Source organism: Nocardiopsis salina YIM 90010 (genome assembly GCF_000341025.1).
GTDB lineage: Bacteria > Actinomycetota > Actinomycetes > Streptosporangiales > Streptosporangiaceae > Nocardiopsis > Nocardiopsis salina.
In genome coordinates this window covers 1-16,734 of sequence record NZ_ANBF01000115.1, presented here as the reverse complement: position 1 = coordinate 16,734, position 16,734 = coordinate 1, and the positions used below count along the sequence as shown (strand labels likewise).

The 16,734-nt window shown below is 67.3% G+C and carries 14 protein-coding genes and 4 pseudogenes; 4 read left to right on the top strand and 14 right to left on the bottom strand.

The window, feature by feature from the left end; all coding sequences use genetic code 11:
- Nucleotides 1–665: alcohol dehydrogenase catalytic domain-containing protein (locus tag D474_RS0112400; RefSeq protein WP_026118429.1), on the bottom strand; the 665-nt coding region annotated here is incomplete at its 3' end.
- 133 nt (nucleotides 666–798) lie between these two features.
- Between D474_RS0112400 and D474_RS34280 the strand changes: the two are divergent.
- Nucleotides 799–938 (top strand): annotated as a pseudogene (locus D474_RS34280) (IS5-like element ISMt1 family transposase); the annotation flags it as partial.
- Nucleotides 939–998: 60 nt separating this feature from the next.
- Nucleotides 999–1,169, top strand: a complete 171-nt coding sequence (locus tag D474_RS32960; RefSeq protein WP_017613879.1) for a transposase — start codon at nucleotides 999–1,001, stop codon at nucleotides 1,167–1,169.
- A gap of 593 nt (nucleotides 1,170–1,762) precedes the next feature.
- Here D474_RS32960 and D474_RS28520 read toward each other — a convergent pair.
- Nucleotides 1,763–2,980: a lycopene cyclase family protein gene (locus D474_RS28520; RefSeq protein ID WP_040703472.1), complete on the bottom strand. Its 1,218-nt coding sequence runs from the start codon at nucleotides 2,978–2,980 to the stop codon at nucleotides 1,763–1,765.
- A 65-nt stretch (nucleotides 2,981–3,045) separates the two neighbouring features.
- Here D474_RS28520 and D474_RS0112385 point away from each other — a divergent pair, with 65 nt between their 5' ends.
- Together D474_RS0112385 and D474_RS0112380 are read left to right on the top strand one after the other, a co-directional pair.
- A complete protein-coding gene (locus D474_RS0112385; protein ID WP_017613877.1) occupies nucleotides 3,046–3,828 on the top strand; it encodes a class I SAM-dependent methyltransferase in 783 nt (260 codons plus the stop codon).
- Nucleotides 3,825–5,402 (top strand): FAD-dependent oxidoreductase, encoded by a 1,578-nt coding sequence (locus D474_RS0112380; RefSeq protein ID WP_026118428.1) that lies wholly within the window; start codon nucleotides 3,825–3,827, stop codon nucleotides 5,400–5,402. The genes D474_RS0112385 and D474_RS0112380 overlap by 4 nt, the downstream gene beginning before the upstream one ends.
- Here the strand turns inward: D474_RS0112380 and D474_RS28515 are convergent.
- The 12 genes and pseudogenes from D474_RS28515 to D474_RS28500 all read right to left on the bottom strand — a co-directional run.
- Nucleotides 5,366–6,329, bottom strand: a pseudogene (locus D474_RS28515) (DUF5914 domain-containing protein). The gene D474_RS0112380 and the pseudogene D474_RS28515 overlap by 37 nt on opposite strands.
- Nucleotides 6,330–6,395: 66 nt before the next feature.
- A complete protein-coding gene (locus D474_RS0112370) occupies nucleotides 6,396–7,343 on the bottom strand; it encodes a phytoene/squalene synthase family protein (protein ID WP_026118427.1) in 948 nt (315 codons plus the stop codon).
- Nucleotides 7,343–8,793 (bottom strand): annotated as a pseudogene (gene crtI / locus D474_RS28510) (phytoene desaturase family protein). The gene D474_RS0112370 and the pseudogene crtI overlap by 1 nt, the downstream one beginning before the upstream one ends.
- A gap of 53 nt (nucleotides 8,794–8,846) precedes the next feature.
- Entirely contained in the window at nucleotides 8,847–9,920 is a 1,074-nt protein-coding gene (locus tag D474_RS0112360; protein ID WP_017613873.1) for a polyprenyl synthetase family protein, read from the bottom strand.
- 1,590 nt (nucleotides 9,921–11,510) lie between these two features.
- Nucleotides 11,511–11,888 (bottom strand): DUF2267 domain-containing protein, encoded by a 378-nt coding sequence (locus D474_RS0112350; RefSeq protein ID WP_017613871.1) that lies wholly within the window; start codon nucleotides 11,886–11,888, stop codon nucleotides 11,511–11,513.
- 394 nt (nucleotides 11,889–12,282) lie between these two features.
- On the bottom strand, nucleotides 12,283–12,729 hold the full coding sequence (locus D474_RS34090) for an L-histidine N(alpha)-methyltransferase (RefSeq protein WP_338045281.1): 447 nt from the start codon (nucleotides 12,727–12,729) through the stop codon (nucleotides 12,283–12,285).
- Nucleotides 12,730–12,853: 124 nt separating this feature from the next.
- Nucleotides 12,854–13,180, bottom strand: a pseudogene (locus D474_RS34085) (L-histidine N(alpha)-methyltransferase); the annotation flags it as partial.
- A 77-nt stretch (nucleotides 13,181–13,257) separates the two neighbouring features.
- A complete protein-coding gene (locus D474_RS0112340; RefSeq protein ID WP_026118426.1) occupies nucleotides 13,258–14,259 on the bottom strand; it encodes an iron-containing redox enzyme family protein in 1,002 nt (333 codons plus the stop codon).
- Entirely contained in the window at nucleotides 14,256–14,471 is a 216-nt protein-coding gene (locus tag D474_RS0112335; RefSeq protein ID WP_017613867.1) for a CDGSH iron-sulfur domain-containing protein, read from the bottom strand. The genes D474_RS0112340 and D474_RS0112335 overlap by 4 nt, the downstream gene beginning before the upstream one ends.
- Nucleotides 14,464–15,117: a HemK2/MTQ2 family protein methyltransferase gene (locus D474_RS0112330; protein WP_026118425.1), complete on the bottom strand. Its 654-nt coding sequence runs from the start codon at nucleotides 15,115–15,117 to the stop codon at nucleotides 14,464–14,466. Before D474_RS0112330 ends, D474_RS0112335 begins: the two co-directional genes overlap by 8 nt.
- A gap of 82 nt (nucleotides 15,118–15,199) precedes the next feature.
- Nucleotides 15,200–15,811, bottom strand: a complete 612-nt coding sequence (locus D474_RS0112325) for a flavodoxin family protein (protein WP_017613865.1) — start codon at nucleotides 15,809–15,811, stop codon at nucleotides 15,200–15,202.
- Nucleotides 15,812–16,157: 346 nt separating this feature from the next.
- The coding region (locus D474_RS28500; protein WP_017613864.1) for a sigma-70 family RNA polymerase sigma factor at nucleotides 16,158–16,734 on the bottom strand (577 nt) is incomplete at its 5' end.

The window sequence follows — 16,734 nt, the reverse complement described above, 5'->3', positions numbered from 1 at the left end:
CCCATCCGCCCCACCAGGCGCAGCCGGTCGGGATGGCGGTCGACCACCATCACCTGGGACGCCCCCTGCAGCAGCGCGGAATAGCCCGCCATCAGTCCGACCGGACCCGCGCCGTAGACCACGCAGGACTCACCCGGCTTGAGCCCGGCCAGGCGGGTGGCGTGCCAGCCGGTGGGGAAGATGTCGGCGACCATGACGTAGTCGTCCTCCTTCTCCTGTGCGTCCTCGGGCAGCCGCAGGCAGTTGAAGTCCCCGAACGGCACGCGCAGGTACTCGGCCTGCCCGCCGGGGTAGGGGCCCATCCCGGCGAAGCCGTAGGCGGCCCCGGCCATGTCGGGGTCGGGGTTGACGGTCAGGCAGTAGGAAGGCATGCCGGTCTCGCAGTTGCGGCAGAATCCGCAGCCGATGTTGAAGGGCAGGCACACGTGGTCGCCGACCCGGATGCGCTCGACGCCGCTGCCGATCTCGGTGACCACGCCCAGGTTCTCGTGTCCGAGGACCTTGCCGGGCTCCAGGTCGGTGCGTCCTTCGTACATGTGCAGGTCGGAACCGCAGATGTTGGTGGCGGTGATGCGCACGAGCACATCGGTGGGACGCTCGATCCGGGCGTCCGGCAGTTCCTTGACGGAGACGTCGCGGGATCCGTTGTACACAAGGGCCTTCATGACCTTCTCCAATACGGGAGCGAGTTGGACTCGGTCAGGCGGCTCCTGGCCTTACCCGGGCCCTGTCCCCACAGCTCAGCGCTGAAACGAACCCTCGCGCATAGTCGGGACAACGAAAGCCAAGGTTTCGTGACTCGCGAGTATCGACTCCACCTCCGTGCGGGCCCATCAGCACGCCGCCGAGGCCACGAAAAAGGGGACACTGCCCGGGACGAATCGGACGGTCGCGAAGCGCTGGGACGCTCCAGGGGCGGACTGATCACCAAGATCCACCTGCTCGCTCATCAACACAGCGCCCCCTGGTAGTGGCCACGCCCCCCGGCCTTCGACCGGGTGGCCTACCGCGACCGCAACACCGTGGAGCGGGCGATCAACCTGCTCAAGCAGAACCGAGCGGTCGCGACCCGCTATGACAAGCGGACCGCGATCTACGACGGGACCGTGCAGGTGGCCTCGATCCGGATCTGGCTCCGCGACCTGACCCGTTCAAAAAACACCACCTAAGCCGCGGAAAACGCCTCAGCGCTGGGCCCGACACGGCACGGTGTGCACGGTCCCAGCACCCGCCTGGGTAAATGGCTGCCAACGCCTCGACCGGGAGGCTGTGCATCTCGTGTGGCATGCACGCCAGGACCACCGGCCGAAATCGCTCAGCCCCTCCGTCGAGTTCTGGCGGCGCCGCGCGCGAGACTCTGAACGTCCGGCTTGGCCCAGGCGAGCGAAAATGTGTCACCCCCGAGCAGGTCCGGGGCGAGTTGACGATGTCGCTGGAAGCGGTCCAGGGCCTTCTCGAGGTCGAGGATGGGCACGGGAACGGCGTGCATCGAGAGGCCCCGTGGCCGCGCAGACTCTCGTCGAGGCCGGCCAGGCATTCACCGAGAAACCGCCGACGTTTGGACGCGGCGAGTCCATTGATTCGGAGAGTCTGCTCATGATTAACAGCGGCACCACGTACTCGCAGCCCCGGCCGGGGCTGCGAGAAGCGCGCGAATTCACTTTGCGAGGATCGGTGCGAAGAGCTGGGCGGCCAACTCGCATCGCTCCTGAAACGAGTCGGGACGGTACGCGGTTTTCAGCCCGTGTGGACGTCCTGCCCTTCACGAGTTGCGTCGGGGGTTCCGATAAAGCAGTGACCGACCGGTCTCGGTGCATCTGCTCCACGCGTGTTCGATGGTGGCGCGCGACATGGCTGCCACCGGTGTGCTCAGCCCTATGGCGATCTCACGGGGCACTGCGCTCCGTCCGTCGAGAAAGGCCAGCACGTTGCCTAGGCGGTTGTCGGCGAACAATCCCGTGAAGAAGTCCGCGCCGCTGACGCGACCGCGGTCCAGTGCCCTGAGCATGATGGCGTCCATGGTCAGGTGACGTGCCCGGTGCGGTACTGGTGGAACAGGGACCCGATCGTGTGCCAACGCGTCGGCGACGGCAGCGATCTGGCGGGATACCCCGCTGAAGGTGTAACCCGTGGAGGGCCGGGTCGCCCCGCCGGCAGTCCCCACTCGGAACAGGCGGCGACCCGTGCGCGTGGTGAAACGGCCGTCGGTCATCGGGATCACCCCTTGCTCGGACGCGACGACCTCCACACCGTTGATGCCGGCCAGAGCACAGTAATCGGTCAAGGCGGTCTCGTACTGCGGTGTGGTCAGCGCCTGGCGTCCGAACTCGGTGTACTCCACGAGCGCCTCACGCTCGGTGAGGGGCAGCACGTAGCTGAAGGCCACACCCGTGTCCGGTTGTGTTGGGCGCAGGTCCATCAGTACCGCCGCTGCAGGGTCGAAGGAGCCCGGGGCCGCCCGCACGAACCGACCCCGGAAGTGCTGTAGGAGATGGGTGTGCCCCCGCGTCGTTGGTGGAGCGGGCCGGGAGTCGAACACCCAGCGGGCGGTGTGCCTTACTTCTCGGCCATCGGGTGTCCGCGCGACCACCGTCGCGTGGTCGGGGCCGTCAGAGACCGCGATGACCCGCTGTGTCAGTTGATCGAGGTGGTCGTCGGCGTGTGTTCGCACGTGATGTTCGACGTCGGTCGACCGGAGCATTTTGTACACGAAAGGGCTCGCGGAAGAACGGTGTACTTCACCATCGGCCCCGATCACGGCCAGGTCCTTCCAGGAGGCGGTCAGCAGGGCGTCCCACCGGCCTCCCTCCGGTTCCCAGAAGCACCATGTACGGGGAACCGGTGTCGAGGCGCCAGGTGGCGGTTCGAGCAGAGCCGCTCTCAACGGTTGCGAGCGCCGAGCGTTGACGCCGGTCAGGTGATGGGCCAAGCTGAGGCCTGCAGCGCCCCCGCCGACGATCAGGAAGTCGTAATCGGGCATGTTCCCAGCATGGCTTGGCACGGCTCGGGCCGCGATACGTGTGTGACAAGGATTCCGGGGGGACCATGGCCGCCTCGACCGATGACATGAAGACCGGTGCGGTCACTGACGAGTTCGACCACGCTTCCGACTCCTACGACCGCCTGGTTGGCGCCAATCCCGGGTACCACCGAGATCTGCGCACGTCCGCGCGGCGTTTGCGCCTTCCGCGCCGCGGCAGAGGACTGGTTCTGCTCGATCTGGGCTGTGGGACCGGAGCTTCGACGGCCGCGCTTCTGCGCGCCGCGCCCGAGGCGAGGATCGTGGGTGTGGACGCCTCCCAGGGCATGCTTGACGCGGCCGAGGCAAAATCATGGCCGCGCCGGGTCACGTTCACGCGGGCCCGCGCTGAGGAGCTGACGCCGTCCTGGGTGGAGGAACACCTTGGCGGACCGGCCGACGCGGTGTTCGCGGCATACGTGATCCGCAACGTCCCGGACCCGGACCGCTTCCTCGCAGCCGTTATGTCGATCCTGCGCCCGGGCGGCCGGCTGGCACTGCACGAGTACTCCGTGGCCGATTCCGTTCTCGCGCGCGCGGTCTGGTCGGCCGTGTGCTGGGGCGTCGTGATTCCGGCAGGCCGGGCTATGACCGGACGCTCGGACCTGTTCAGCTACCTCTGGAGCAGTGTGCGCGAGTTCGACGGGCGTGCTCGTCTGCTCGAACGCATGAGCTGCGGTGGCCTGGAGATGGTGGCCAGTGCCCCCATGCCGGGTTGGCAGTACGGCATCACCCATACGTTCGTCGGCCGCCGTTCTCCGGACCCGAACGTACACGGCCCGACGTTCGAGAGCGAGCTCCACGCATGAACGCGGACGTGCGCGACCCTGCAGCTCACGCTGTCCATGCCCGAGCACCGGTTGGAACACGGCCTCGGAACATGCCCCGCGTGGCCGTCGTCGGTGGCGGTATCGCGGGCCTTGCTGCTGCGTGCGCACTCGCCGAGCGAGAGGTCGAGGTCGTGGTCTTCGAACGCGAACGAGGACTGGGCGGACGCCTGCAGGGCTGGGAGACCACGCTCACGGACGGGAGTACCGTCACGATGAGCCGCGGTTTCCACGCGTTCTTCCGTCAGTACTACAACTTGCGCGGGCTCCTGCGCCGCGCGGATCCGGACCTCCGGTGCCTCGTGCCGCTGGAGGACTACCCGTTGGTCCACAGCGACGGGCACGCCGACCGCTTCTCGAACCTGCCGCAGACACCGCCGTGGAACGCACTCGCGTTGGCGGCTACGAGCAGAAGCTTTCCTCCCGGCGAGCTGACCCGGGTCAACGTTCCGGCAGCGCTGCAGCTTCTCGACGTGGACGTTCCGGGGATCCACGAACGCCTGGGCCACCGTGATGCCCGCGAACTGCTGGAGATCGCACGTTTCCCGGAGACCGCACGCCACCTCGCGTTCGAAGTGTTCAGCCGCAGTTTCTTCGCTGCGCCCGAGCGCCTCTCCGCTGCGGAGATGGCGTTGATGTTCCACACCTACTTTCTCGGGTCCTCCGAGGGGTTGCGTTTCGACGTGCCCCGATCGCCGTTTCCCCAGGCGCTGTGGAACCCGCTGGCCGGCTACCTGGAGGGCTGCGGAACCGAGCTCCGCACCATGACGAGAGTGCGCTCGATCGAGCGCTCGGACGCCTCCGGGCATGCCGTTGCGTGGGAGGACGAAGGCGGTACCTCTGGCACCGATGAGTTCGACGGGGTGGTCCTGGCCACTGAGTCGGCAGCACTTCCCGGAATCGTCGCAGCCTCGCCCGCTCTGGGGGATCCTGGTTGGCGGGCGAGAGTGGATTCCCTGGNGCCGCCCCCGCCGTTCCTGGTCTCCAGATACTGGCTGGACCGTCCGGTGCGGCCGCACCGTCAGGGTTTCGTGGGTACAGGCGGTTACCCGACCCTGGACAACATCAGCATCCTCGAACGCTACGAGGACGAGTCCGCCCGTTGGACTGCCCGAACCGGCGGCTCGGTCGTGGAGCTCCACGCCTACGCACTGCCGGAGAACTGCGACCCGGAGGCCGAGCAGGACTCATTGTGGCGCCAGGCCGTCGCGGTCTACCCCGAGCTCGGGGAAGCCCGCGTCGTGGACGCCCGGCACGAATTGCGTGCCGACTGTCCGCTCTTTCCTCCCGGCGGTTACAGGTCCCGCTGCGAAATCCGTACCTCGGACCCCTCCCTGGTCGTCGCGGGAGACCACGTTCGTGTGGACCTTCCGGTGGCGCTCATGGAACGCGCAGCCACCAGCGGGATGCTCGCCGCAAATGCCCTGCTCTCGAGGTGGGGGCGGCACGGGCACACGGTCTGGACCGTGCCGATCCGCGGGCGCAACGCTTTCCTACGTTTCCTTGCGCGGTCGACCCGTCAGTCCTCTGCACGGCGGGCCGACCGCAAGAGGTAGCGACGCTCGGCGTAAGCGAGGTCGTCGCGCCACAGTCGCCGCGCTGTCGCGCGCATGAACGGTCGTACCGCTCCGGCGACGCGGCGTGCCAGGGAGAAACCGACCCGTTCCGAGCTGGCGATCGTGGCCTCGACGACCGCGGTCCGCGGGACACCGGATGCGTCGCTGCCCAACGGGGTGGCGTGGGTCTCGACCACGCTGCCCACGCCTTCACCCTTGATGATGCGCATGAGGACCGTGCGGGGTTCGGGACAGATGAACTCCGCCTGAACGGGCACACCCCATCTCCCAGCCACCTTGAACCCGACTTCGACGACCATACGGTCCGGATCCGGCTCCGGGCCTTCCGGCACCTCGAGGACACGGAGCGCCACGAAGGAGTAGGGGTGGAACCAGGATCCGTGCCAGGGGTCGAGCCGGTTGGCGATGATGTCCTCGGGCTCGCACCGCCCTGCCATGCTCTCCACAGCGGCGATACTGGCGGCTCGCTCCGGGCGCTCCGGAACCACCGGGGCCTCGAGCGGGTCCTCGCCTCCGACTTCGTTCAGTCGCACCCAGACCAACACGCCGTCGTCGTGGACGGGATAAGGGCTCCAACCGGGAAACCCCTGCGGCCCGAGTGACAGACCGTGCCAGCGGCAGACCAGGTTGCCTTCGTCGACCGCGCCGCGGCACAGTGGCGCGCCGAGGTGAGGACACGCTCCTGGACCGGCGTGCGCACCGCCGTCCGGGGTCCGCCAGGCGACCACCTCGGCGCCCCCGACAAGCCGTCCGAAAGGACGGTCCGCGTGAATCTCACTGCTCGCCGCCAGGACGAACCAGTTTCCGGACGGCCGGGCTCGAGCCCGCTCGAGGGCGGCCTCNGGGGGAGCCGTGAGGGATCCGGCGCAGCGGCAGGCGGCGCGGCGTGGGGTCGGGCAAGTGCATAGATCTCCTTCGGCGAGGGAGTGCCCCAGATGCGTGAGGGACGGGCACCTGGGGCGGGAGCGGTCCTTAGACGCGGGAAGGCCCAGCACGGGCCCACAACGAGCGTGCCAGAGCCGGTAAGGCGGCGGCCAACTTCCGGCTGTCCGAGACACGGTGCCTCTTGTCCCACACGTGGTAGTCGGCGGCTTCGATCTCGTCCAAGATCGCCCGGTAAAGACGGAACGCTGTGGCGACACACGGTTGGGCCACCGGTTCGAGCATCGCGATACCGGGCTGGGCTTCTCGGTAGAGCGCACGGTTGATGTGCACGAATTCAGCCAGTGCCGCCCGTACACGTGGGTCGGACGTGCGGGTGTGGGCACAATGCTCCATCAGCGCACGGTCGGCGTCGTGCGACGCCAAGACGTCCTCAGGCAGGTAGACGCGGCCTCGGTGCAGGTCCTCGGAGACGTCTCTCAGGAAGTTCGTGAGCTGGAACGCCTCACCCAGCGCTGCCGCATGGGGCGCAGCCTCCTGCTGCGGCACGACCGTGCCCAGCAAGGGGAGCACCTTTAAACCGATCACAGCCGCAGAACCGTACATGTATTCGCGCAAGTGGGCCAGGTCCCGGTAGGCGGTGACCGTCAAATCCATGCGCATGGACCGCAGGAACGCGCGGAAGTGGTCCGAGGGCAGTGCATAGCGATGGGCCGTGTGTGCCACCGCACGAAGCACCGGCTCCCGGGGAGCGTGCCCGTCCAGAGCCCTTTCGAGGTCCTCGGCGATGTTGTGCAAGCGTGCGCCCTGCTCGGCGGCGCTCACGCCGGGCTCGGGTTCGTCGACAATGTCGTCCACCCATCGGGCGAACCCGTACAGCGCATGAACGCCCGGGCGGCGCGCCGGGGGCAGTACCCGGGTCGCGAGGAAATAGGTGCGGCCATGCCGAGAATGCAGTTCACGGCAGAGCAGGTAGTCCTGCCTCAACCGGGGCTCGGTAATGGCTGCCGCGTCGAGTTCTGCGGCCGCGGTGCCGATCACCGGGCGCCCTGCGCAGCCCGCTGCATCACCTTCCGGGCCGCCAGCTTGCCGGACACGAGAACGGTCGGCAGACCCACACCCGGTGTCGTGCCGCACCCGGCGAGCACGGCGTTGGAGATGCCCCGAACAGTGTTGCGGGGTCGGAACGGTCCCGTCTGCATGAAGGTGTGCGACAGAGAGAAGGGGGTGCCGTGGGCCAGGCCCTGGCGCTGCCAGTCCTGCGGGGTGATCAGCCGCTCCGAGCACACGGAAGCGTCCAGGCCCGTCAGACCCCGCTTCTCGAGCGTGGCAACCAGTTTATCGCGGTACCGTTGTCCCTCGTCGGCCCAGTCGATCCGTCCGGCCCGCAGATTGGGGGCAGGCGCGAGCACGTAAAGCAGGTGCCGGCCATCGGGGGCCAGAGACGGATCGGACACCGTCGGTTGGGTGACCAGAAGTGAGGGATCATTCATCGTCCTTCCCCGCTCGATGATGTCGGTGAAGGTCTGCTCCCATTCCCGGCCGAAGAGAATCGTGTGGTGGGAGAGCTGTTCCCAGGTGCGGTCCGTTCCCAAGTGCAAGACCACGGCCGAAGGGGAGAAACCTCGGCGCGCCGGACGCCGAGGGCTGCGGCCGAGGAGTCGGTACGCTTCGGGCAGGTCGTTGGTGAGCACGACGTGGTTGCAGGGCAGCCGTTCGCCCTGGTCCGTGTGAACCGCCCTCACCTCGTTTCCGCGGCGTTCCAAGCGTTCGACGGACGTGCCGTATCGGATGCTCGCGCCGGCATCGCAAGCGGCCGAGGCCATGGCGGTGCCGACGGCGCGCATCCCGCCCTTGGGGAAGTAGACACCGGCCACAGTGTCCATGTAGGAGATCACTCCGTAGGCCGCCAACGCTTTCTGCGGTGACACCCCGGCGTAGAGGGCCTGAAAGGAGAAGATCCGTCGGAGCCTCTCATCCTTCAAGTGACGCCCCACCGTTGGTGCGAGGCGCCCGAACCCGCCCAGGGCAGCCAACCGGACGAGATCGGGACCCACCAGGTCGAGCAGGGAGTCGAACTGTGCATCGATGAAAGAGCCCATCTCGATTCGGTACANTCGCGGAGCCGCAGATAGCCGACCGCTTCGCTCAGGCCGGCTTCCCGCGCCACCTCTGTCGTCATTCGACGCCGGTCGGTGTGCACGTCGATCACCGAGCCGTCGGCGAAAGACGCGCGGTAGGCCGGGTCCAAGGGCATCAGCTCGAGTCGCTTGGAGACGGACGAGCCCGCTGCGCTCAGTGCCTCCTCCAGTAGCTCCGGCATTGTCAGCACTGTCGGTCCCGTGTCGACGCGGAACCCGTCGAAGTCCATACGGCCGGCCCGTCCCCCGGGGTGGTCCTGGCGTTCGAGCACGACCACGTCGTATCCCTCGCCCACCAGGTGGAGGGCACAAGCCAGGCCCGACCACCCCGCCCCGACCACGACCACACGGGACCGACCGCCGTTTCGGCTGCTGGTTCCCACGTTTCGGCTCACTCTCTTCACGCGCTCCCCGCCGTTCTGGCGAAATCCTCGAGACCTTCCGCGACAGCGGCCGGAAGGTCCAGTTCCACCAGATACCCGAGCCCCGAGGAAGCCAGCCGCGCGCACCGTCGCGTGATCTGCTCCCGTGCCCCCACTGACTCCAGCGCCCGGGCAGCCTCGGCCGGGCTCGCAGCCTCCCGGTGTCCGACCGAACGCAAAATTCTCAAGGCCTCGCGGTCATCCGCGCGCTCTGCCAGCTCGAGCCCCAGCGCCAGCAGCACGGTGTTCTTTCCCTCCCGAAGGTCTTCGCCCATGGGTCTTCCCGTGTGCTCAGGAGCTCCGAAAGCGTCCAGCAAGTCATCACGGAGCTGGAACGCCACACCCACGTCTGCCCCGTAACCCCGTAGAGCCGTCACGGTCGCCTTCGAGGCAGCTGCCATGGCCGCGCCCAGATGAAGCGGACGTTCCACCGTGTAGGAAGCGGTCTTGAGGCGGTCTATACGGAGCGCCGTGGCCTCGGACCGCTCGCCACGCGCCTGCGACTTCAGGTCGAGGAACTGCCCCACCATGAGCTCTGTGCGCAGGTCCCGCCACACCTGCTGGGCCTCGTCGGCATCGGTCAGCTCACTGAGTGACTCTCTGAGCAGGTCATCGGCCCACGAGAGGGCAAGGTCGCCCACAAGCACGGCCATGGACTCCCCGTAGCGTTCAGATTCCCCGTAATACCCGCGTTTCTCGTGTGCCTGGGCATGTGCGACATGACAGGCCGGCGCGCCACGTCTGAGTTTCGCGTTGTCCATGACGTCGTCGTGGGTCAGCGCGAAGGACTGAAGCAGCTCGATGGCCGCGCAGGCGCCCATTGCGGCTCGGGCATGCGGGCCTTCGCTCGGCCCGCCGCACGCCAACCACCCCCACCAGGCCAGGACCGAGCGCATCCGGCGCCCGCCTTGAACGGTGAACTCCACCAGAGGTGCCACCAGATCATGCCCGCAGTCCCCGTCGAGCTTTTCAATTTCCCTCAACCGCTCATCCAGGTACTCGCGTAGCAGCAGTTCGATCGCTCGCCTGGCTCCTTCGCGGTCTGCGGGCAACCTCCTCCGCCCGCTCTTTCGCAGGGGTTGCACGATGTGCGATACCTCCAGGTTGGCCCCAAAGTTCCGATTTATCTAGCAAGCATGCTTCTCGTCTTTCGAACTATTTCATGCATCTAGGCCACCAGCCTGCAGCGGCGAGTCGGTGGCCTGCGCCGACTCCTGTTGCTCTGGCCTCCAGCTCCTGTTGGGTTCGACCCGGTGCTCGAGCGGCGCTGCTCGTTCGGAGGGTGTCTTCTCGGGCCGCGGAGGGGCTGGCTCGGTCCCACGGGTCACTGTCCCGGAGGGTCGCCCGGAAGTCCTCACCGTGACCCGGCGGCGTCGGGTTCGTTCAAGAGCTCAGCACTCGTCACGGTTTCACCGATGGTCGAGGGCTCCACGGCCGGCGGCGTCCGCCCCTATGCAGCAGGCTCGCGCCGAGAGCCCCGGCGGCGAGGCCGGTCGTGTAGGCCGGCCAGGCCGAACATCAGGCTCATGAACGCCAGTACAGCCTCTTCCAGGGCGGCAGATCGGGGGAGCAGGTGGCGTCAGGAGCAGCCGATGCGCACCGCTCCATGTACGAGATGGCGTCGACCATTTCTCCGGGCGGACCCCGGTGTTTCCGGTGGGAGCAGGAATTCTATCAGGTCCAATGGCCGTCGGTCAGGGGCGAGGGGATCAGCACCAGGAAAAGCAACGCCGCCTGATTCGGCATACGGATTATCCGTCGATCCACCGACGATTCCTAGTGAGTATGCTTTATCAAAAATGGCGAATGTGGCCATGTAGCAGGCGAGCGGCCGCCGCCGGTGTGGAGACGAAAAATCCGGAGCGGCGGCCGCATGAACTACCGTACGGGATTGCTGGGGCATCCTGGACATGGCCTCCATGATCGCCCCCTCGGGGCGGTTGACCAGCACGCCCGAGCACAAGGTTCGTATGTTCGCCCACAGTACTCCCGTGAAGTCCAAGACCCGTGTTTCGTTAGTGACGCTGGTGGCTGTCGCAATAAAAAGGGTTGATCACGTGTACACCCTTCTGGTTTCACATGGACGAGCGTTTCGCTGAACTTCTCGGGGTGCACAACCGCCGTCCACGACCGGTGGGCTACTGTGCGTGCTTCGCCGCAAGGCTCCTGTTGGCACCTGAACCCTGGGGCTTTCCTGGGCGGCGTATGCTCGCGGGCGCCCGCGAGCGAGGGGGCGAGTCGACCCGAGCTCGACGGGCCGCCGCTCGTGGCGCTGAGTGGCCCGGCTGAGTCCGCCCTGCAGAGCTCACCCACTGCAGGGCGGACCGCCCGGCCAGGGCGGGCAGACACCGGGATCATCTGCCCACGGCTACGTGGGGTGCCCGCCCGCCATGGCCCTTGACCAACCTAAACGTCGTCACCTGGAACAGCGGCCTCTCAACGCGGGCGGGTCGGCTGTGGGCCCCTACCCGCCCCAGGAATTGAGCCGAATGTCCCGGCCCGCATCATGGCTCGTTGTCGGCGCCGAGCGGCGCGCACCGCAGTATCACTACCATGTTCACGCTGCATAGGTCGGGATGTCGTTGGATCCGTTCTTGCGCTGCACGCCCGCGGCTTTGTTGAGTAATGCGCCGTGTGGGTGGTCACTGCATCAGCACGGTGTAGCCCGGCGGAAGTTGAGAGCGCAGCTGATCCACTTCCCTGGCACCGACCGTACGCGCAACCGTGCCCAGCACCGCTCGGGCGTGGTCCAAGGCCGCATCCGGGCTGGCGTGGTTTCCCTCCCGCTGGGCCACGCGTCTGCAGAACTCGTCCACGCCGAAGGTCTCGCCGGTGTCCTGGTGGCCGGTGAGCACCTCTCTAAGACGCGCTGGTAGTTGCGCGGCCAGATCCAAGGGCTCGCTTCCGGCCAGGCGCTGGCCGAGCACGTGCAGACTCGCCTCGACTGCGCTCTCTGCGCGAGTTCGGTCGCCGATGGAGGCATCTTGGCACACTTGGGCGATGAATTCCTCATACTGCATGGCTTTTCCCTTTCTGGTGGGCAGTTCGGCGGTGTCGGCCCTCGTTGGTCGTGCCTTGCCGCGGTCGACGCACTCGCCACCGTGACGGCGCGCCATCTCGGGGCGTTCGGAAACGGTGTTGACCCCGGTGAACTTCTACGCGCCGAGGTATCGGGCGATGCGTGCGCACATCTGACATTTTGATCGGAGCGAACTCGGCCGGGGCTACATCGTTCGGTTCCAGCAGCGTCGGGCCCTCGACGTTGTAGACACGAATGTCGCCCGCGCCCCTGCCATCACCGCCCTCATATCCGCCTCCGACACGACCGCACCGCACGTGTCTGGCTCGGTCGTGCCTTGTGCTTTGCGGCTTCTGCGAAGATCCATGAATCGAGCGGGACAGCTTGTTCTCCTGTCAGGTCTCCTGGCGGCGGAACAGGAAGAGCCCGTACCGCGAGTCGAAGTCCTCCCAGTGGGCACGCAGGCTGAAACCGTGCTTGCCCACCTCGCGGACCAGGTCCTGGCCGTCGAACTTGACCGAGTAGCCGACGTTGAGGAATTGTCCACGCGGAATGATCAGGGTGAGCCCGAGGCCGGGCACGGGCACCGCTCGGTCGGCCTGAGCGCGGAGCCGCCCCTCTACGGTGGAGGTGTCCGCGTTGTAATAGGCTTCCGGGACGAAGTCGTCGAGCACGAAGTCGGCACCGTACCGGCGGTTGAGCTGGGTGAGGTAGTTGAGCCGGAAGTCCGCGAAAGCCGAGTACCCGGGCGGGTCGTTGTAGCAGGACTCCAAGGTCTCGCGGCTCTTGTCCAGATCGGCGGAGAGCAGGAAGCTGCCGCCCGGTCCGAGGCTGTCGGCGATCGCGCCGAGCAGAGTCTCGCGTTCTGCGCACGTGGTGTTGCCGAAGCTGCTGCCGNGGGGTAGGGGTGCCCAGCCACTCGAGGCCGGCTTCGTAGCGTCCCCACAGGCCGACGACCTCCAGATTGGCCAGTTGCGAGCACAACGCGGCGCCGCTGGCGTGCAGCATGGTCCGGTCCACGTCGATCGGATGATAGATCGCCTTGCGCAGGTGCACGCAGCTCTCCAGCAGGAGGCGTGTCTTCTTCGCGCTCCCGCTGCCCAGCTCCGCGATCCGTCCGCAGGAGAGCAGTTCGGCTATCTCCGAGGAGTGACGCGCCAGCAGGTCGTGTTCCACCCGGGTCAGGTAGTAGGTGGGCAGCTCGGTGATCTGCTCGAACAGTTCGGAGCCGACCGCGTCGTAGCCGAGCCAGGGCGGTAACCGCGGCGGTTGCTCTCGGAGGCAGTCGCGCACGACCGTCTCCTCCGATGCTCCTTCATCTGTGTCGGCCACGGGAAGGACCTCGGCCCGAACCGCCGGTCCGTGTGGTTTCACGGTGTGCTCGCCTCCGCTCTGTTGCGGAAGCTCGACTCACCCAGGTTCCAATGGTGCAAGAGCCGCTCCTCCAACCGGGCGCCCAGTAACGTGCTGCTGCGGATGCCGAACACGACGTCGGAAGCCAGCTCGGGCTCGGCGCACAACAGCGGTGCGATGACCCCGCGCCTGACGAGCTGCTCGTGCACCGCGTCGGCCTCGACGTGCTCGGCGTAGAACCGAATGGCATCTGGGCCGCAGCCCAGCCTCTGCATGGCCTTGACCAACCGGTCCGAGCCGGGCGAGGAGGTCAGTTCGACAGTGGCGAACTGACCGATCAGTGCCGCGCGCAACCCGCGGCGCAGCCCACACAACGACATGAAATTGACCTCGGCCAGCATTTCGGCAGGGGCGGAGTCGAGATAGGCGCCATAGGCTCCCGACAGCCCGAGGTTCCTCATCATGTCGGCGAAAAGTTTGGTGTGGGCCCGCTCCGGGTCTCCTGCCCCGTACTCGTCATGCTGCACGGTCACGAGGGCGGCCTTCGGCGGCCCGTCCAGGCGCGGGATGGCGAAGGTCTGCGGGTCGGCCTCCTTCAGGTGATAGAGGGAGCGGTGCGCGACGTATTCGCGCAACTGCCACAGTTGCCCGTCCCTGCGCAGATGATGCGAGACGCCGAAGGCATCGACGTGTTCGACGAGGAGTTGGCCGAGCTCACCATCGACGTCCGTGCCAGGGGGCACATCCTCCCTGAGCGCGTCGAGGAAGAGCCGTTCCAACCCGGCGCGGATCGTCAGCAGGGCCGGGTCCCACTCGCGGTCGTCGTCGACCCCCTGGAACCCGCGGTAGTGGGGTTCGTAAGAGCAGTAAAGGGCCAATTGCAGGTCCTCGCCGTAGGGCAGGGCCCCGTCCACAGCGGGAACTTCGGGCCGTTCTCCGCGCAAGGCCGACAGGACCGCTGCGGAGAGCGGGCCACGAGCAGCAGGCAGTGCAGGTTGTTTCGCTGTCGTCGCGGTCATGAATCGTCCTCCTTCCTCTCCGCGTCGCGCACGCGCCGACGGTGGCTGGTATCGCAGAACGGGAGGTGCGCCGTGCGGCCGCACGCACACAGCGCGGTGACCGGTCGGTCGCTGTGCACGCGCTCTCCGTCGGGCATCTCAATATCGACCGGGCCGTGGACGAGGATGGGGCCTTCGCCGGTGACGACGACCCGGCGACGAGCGTCAGCCATGCTGCGCCTCGATGACCACGAGTTCCTCCTTCTCCTGATGGGCGTCGAGCAACCCTCGGGCGCGCAGTGCCAGGGCTCGCGCCCGCAGTACCGGTCCGAACGGCACCTGGGCTCTTGCGAGTACCTCCGGCACGAGCCCGGCCGCTTCCAGCCGGTCCGACGTGGCCTGCTCACCAGCGAGCGCGGACTGCACGAGCAAGAGCGCGCCACCGTGGTTGAGCACCGAGGGCGCCCCCGCGCAGATGCGGTCCAACAGAAAGCGCCCGTCCGGTCCTGCGTCCCAACACCTCGCCATCCGGTGGCGGGGCGGTACCCGGCCGGGGGCGGGCATGTAAGGCGGATTGGCGAGGACGAGGTCGAAGCGATGCGGAGTCACCGGAGCGAACAGATCGCCGCGCAGGACCGTGGCCGGTGCGCCGTTCAACCTGCTGTTGAGCCAGCTCGCCAGGACAGAGCGCCGCGACAAGTCAATCGCAGTAAGGCTGGCCGCCCCGGCACGGCAAGCTTCGATTCCCAGCGCCCCGCTACCGGAACAGACGTCGAGGACCGAGCTGTCGAGCAACCGGCCTCGGCGCCCGAGCATGCGCAGAACACCACGGAGCAGTGCGGTGTCCTCCTGAGCCCGATAAACGCCCGGCGGCCTCACTAGCAACATGGACAACCACTACCCGACCGCCGAGTCACGTAACCGAGCACCGACCTCCGGCGGCCAAACGAAAAGCAACCGTTCAGGAGGCCGGATACTGCTGCGCGCGAAGCAGTTTTGCGAGATGCGCGGCGTTGCGGGCCGCTGTAGCAGTGGTACTCGCCACTGCTTCGGGGGTGTCAGCGAGGTCCTTGTAATCTCTCGGTTTCATCGCCTCGGAGTTCCAGTAGGTGGAGCCCGTGGCCGGTATGGTGAACCCGGTGTCACTCAACGCCTGCACACAGTCCGCGACGATCTTGTGCGCACCGTCTTCGTTGCCGACCACGGCGACCACGGCTACCTTGCCGTACATCGAGGGTCGGCCCTCCTGATCGGTCATGGAGAGCTCGGCGTTGATCCGCTCCAGCACACGCTGGGCGATGCTTGACATGTGACCCACCCAGGTGGGCGTGGCGAGCACCAGAATGTCGGCCTCGACCAGCTTTTGACGGAGGCGCGGCCACTCGTCGCCCTCGCCCATGTCAACTGCCACACCTGGATCGACCCGGTGATCGGCGACTCTGACCGAGTCGCCCTCGACGCCGTGTCCTGCGAGGTTGTCCAGGACCTGCCGTGCGATCAGCTCGCTGCTGGATGGGTCGGGGCTGGACTTGAGGCTGCAGACCAGGGCGAGGGCCCGAAGGGTGGAAGGCATGGCGGCAACATACAGCGCAGTCCTGGTTACCTGGGGCTTCTGCTCTCAGCGTGTCGCTCACGGCCACTTCCTGCTCACCGGGCTGGGCATCGCCAGCACTCGGGTAGCTGGAAGCAGATCCCGAAGCTGCTCGGTAAAGCGGGCCGCGCTCGCCGCGTGGGTTCAGTTCGTCCCGCCCCCGCAGCGCTGAAAAGGCGCCCTCACTCTCCCGCCGAGAGAGTGAGGGCGCCAAGTGTTCGCGTCGGGGCCTGCCCCAGACACGCCTAGCATACGCGTACGAACATACCAGGCACTCCCGTCTGACCTGCGGAGCGAGCGGGCCCCGGGTCTCGGCCACGGGGCCCGGTCAGGGCGGGTCGGCCATCACCGCGTGCAGCGCCTGCAGGGACGCGGTGAGCAGGCGGGAGACGTGCATCTGCGAGCACCCCACCTCCTCGGCGATGCGGGCCTGGGTCCAGTCGTCGAAGAACCTGCGCTTGAGGATCAGCCGTTGGCGGTGTTCCAGGCACGCACACGCGGCACGGAGCGATTCCCTGTGCACGACCAGCTCGAGGTTGCCGTCCTCGACCCCCATCCGCGCCTCCAACGAGGGCGGCACGTCCTCGCCGTGGGCCTCGAAGGAGGAGGCGTTGTAGGACTCCGATGCCAGCATGACCGTCTCCACCTCCCTGACGGTGAGCTCCATGGCCCCCGCGATCTCGCCGACGGTCGGTACGCGTGCCAGCCGTTGCTCGAGTTCCTGCCTGATGTGGTTCAGGCGCTGGCGGCGGGCCTGGGTATCCCGGGGGACGTGCACCGCCCAGGTGCTGTCGCGGAAGTGCCGCTTGATCTCACCCGTGACCGTGGGCAGCAGGTAGCTGATGAAGGCCTTGCCGCGGTCCGGTGCATAGCCGCGGATCGCCTTGGCCAGGCCCACGTGCGCG

Excerpts from the sequence above, each read along its gene's own strand:
- D474_RS28520 (WP_040703472.1), bottom strand. The coding sequence starts at position 2,980 with ATGCCCGATTACGACTTCCTGATCGTCGGCGGGGGCGCTGCAGGCCTC.
- D474_RS0112340 (WP_026118426.1), bottom strand. The coding sequence starts at position 14,259 with ATGACCGCGACGACAGCGAAACAACCTGCACTGCCTGCTGCTCGTGGC.
- D474_RS0112350 (WP_017613871.1), bottom strand. The coding sequence starts at position 11,888 with ATGCAGTATGAGGAATTCATCGCCCAAGTGTGCCAAGATGCCTCCATC.
- D474_RS0112335 (WP_017613867.1), bottom strand. The coding sequence starts at position 14,471 with ATGGCTGACGCTCGTCGCCGGGTCGTCGTCACCGGCGAAGGCCCCATC.
- D474_RS0112385 (WP_017613877.1), top strand. The coding sequence starts at position 3,046 with ATGGCCGCCTCGACCGATGACATGAAGACCGGTGCGGTCACTGACGAG.
- D474_RS0112325 (WP_017613865.1), bottom strand. The coding sequence starts at position 15,811 with ATGCCTTCCACCCTTCGGGCCCTCGCCCTGGTCTGCAGCCTCAAGTCC.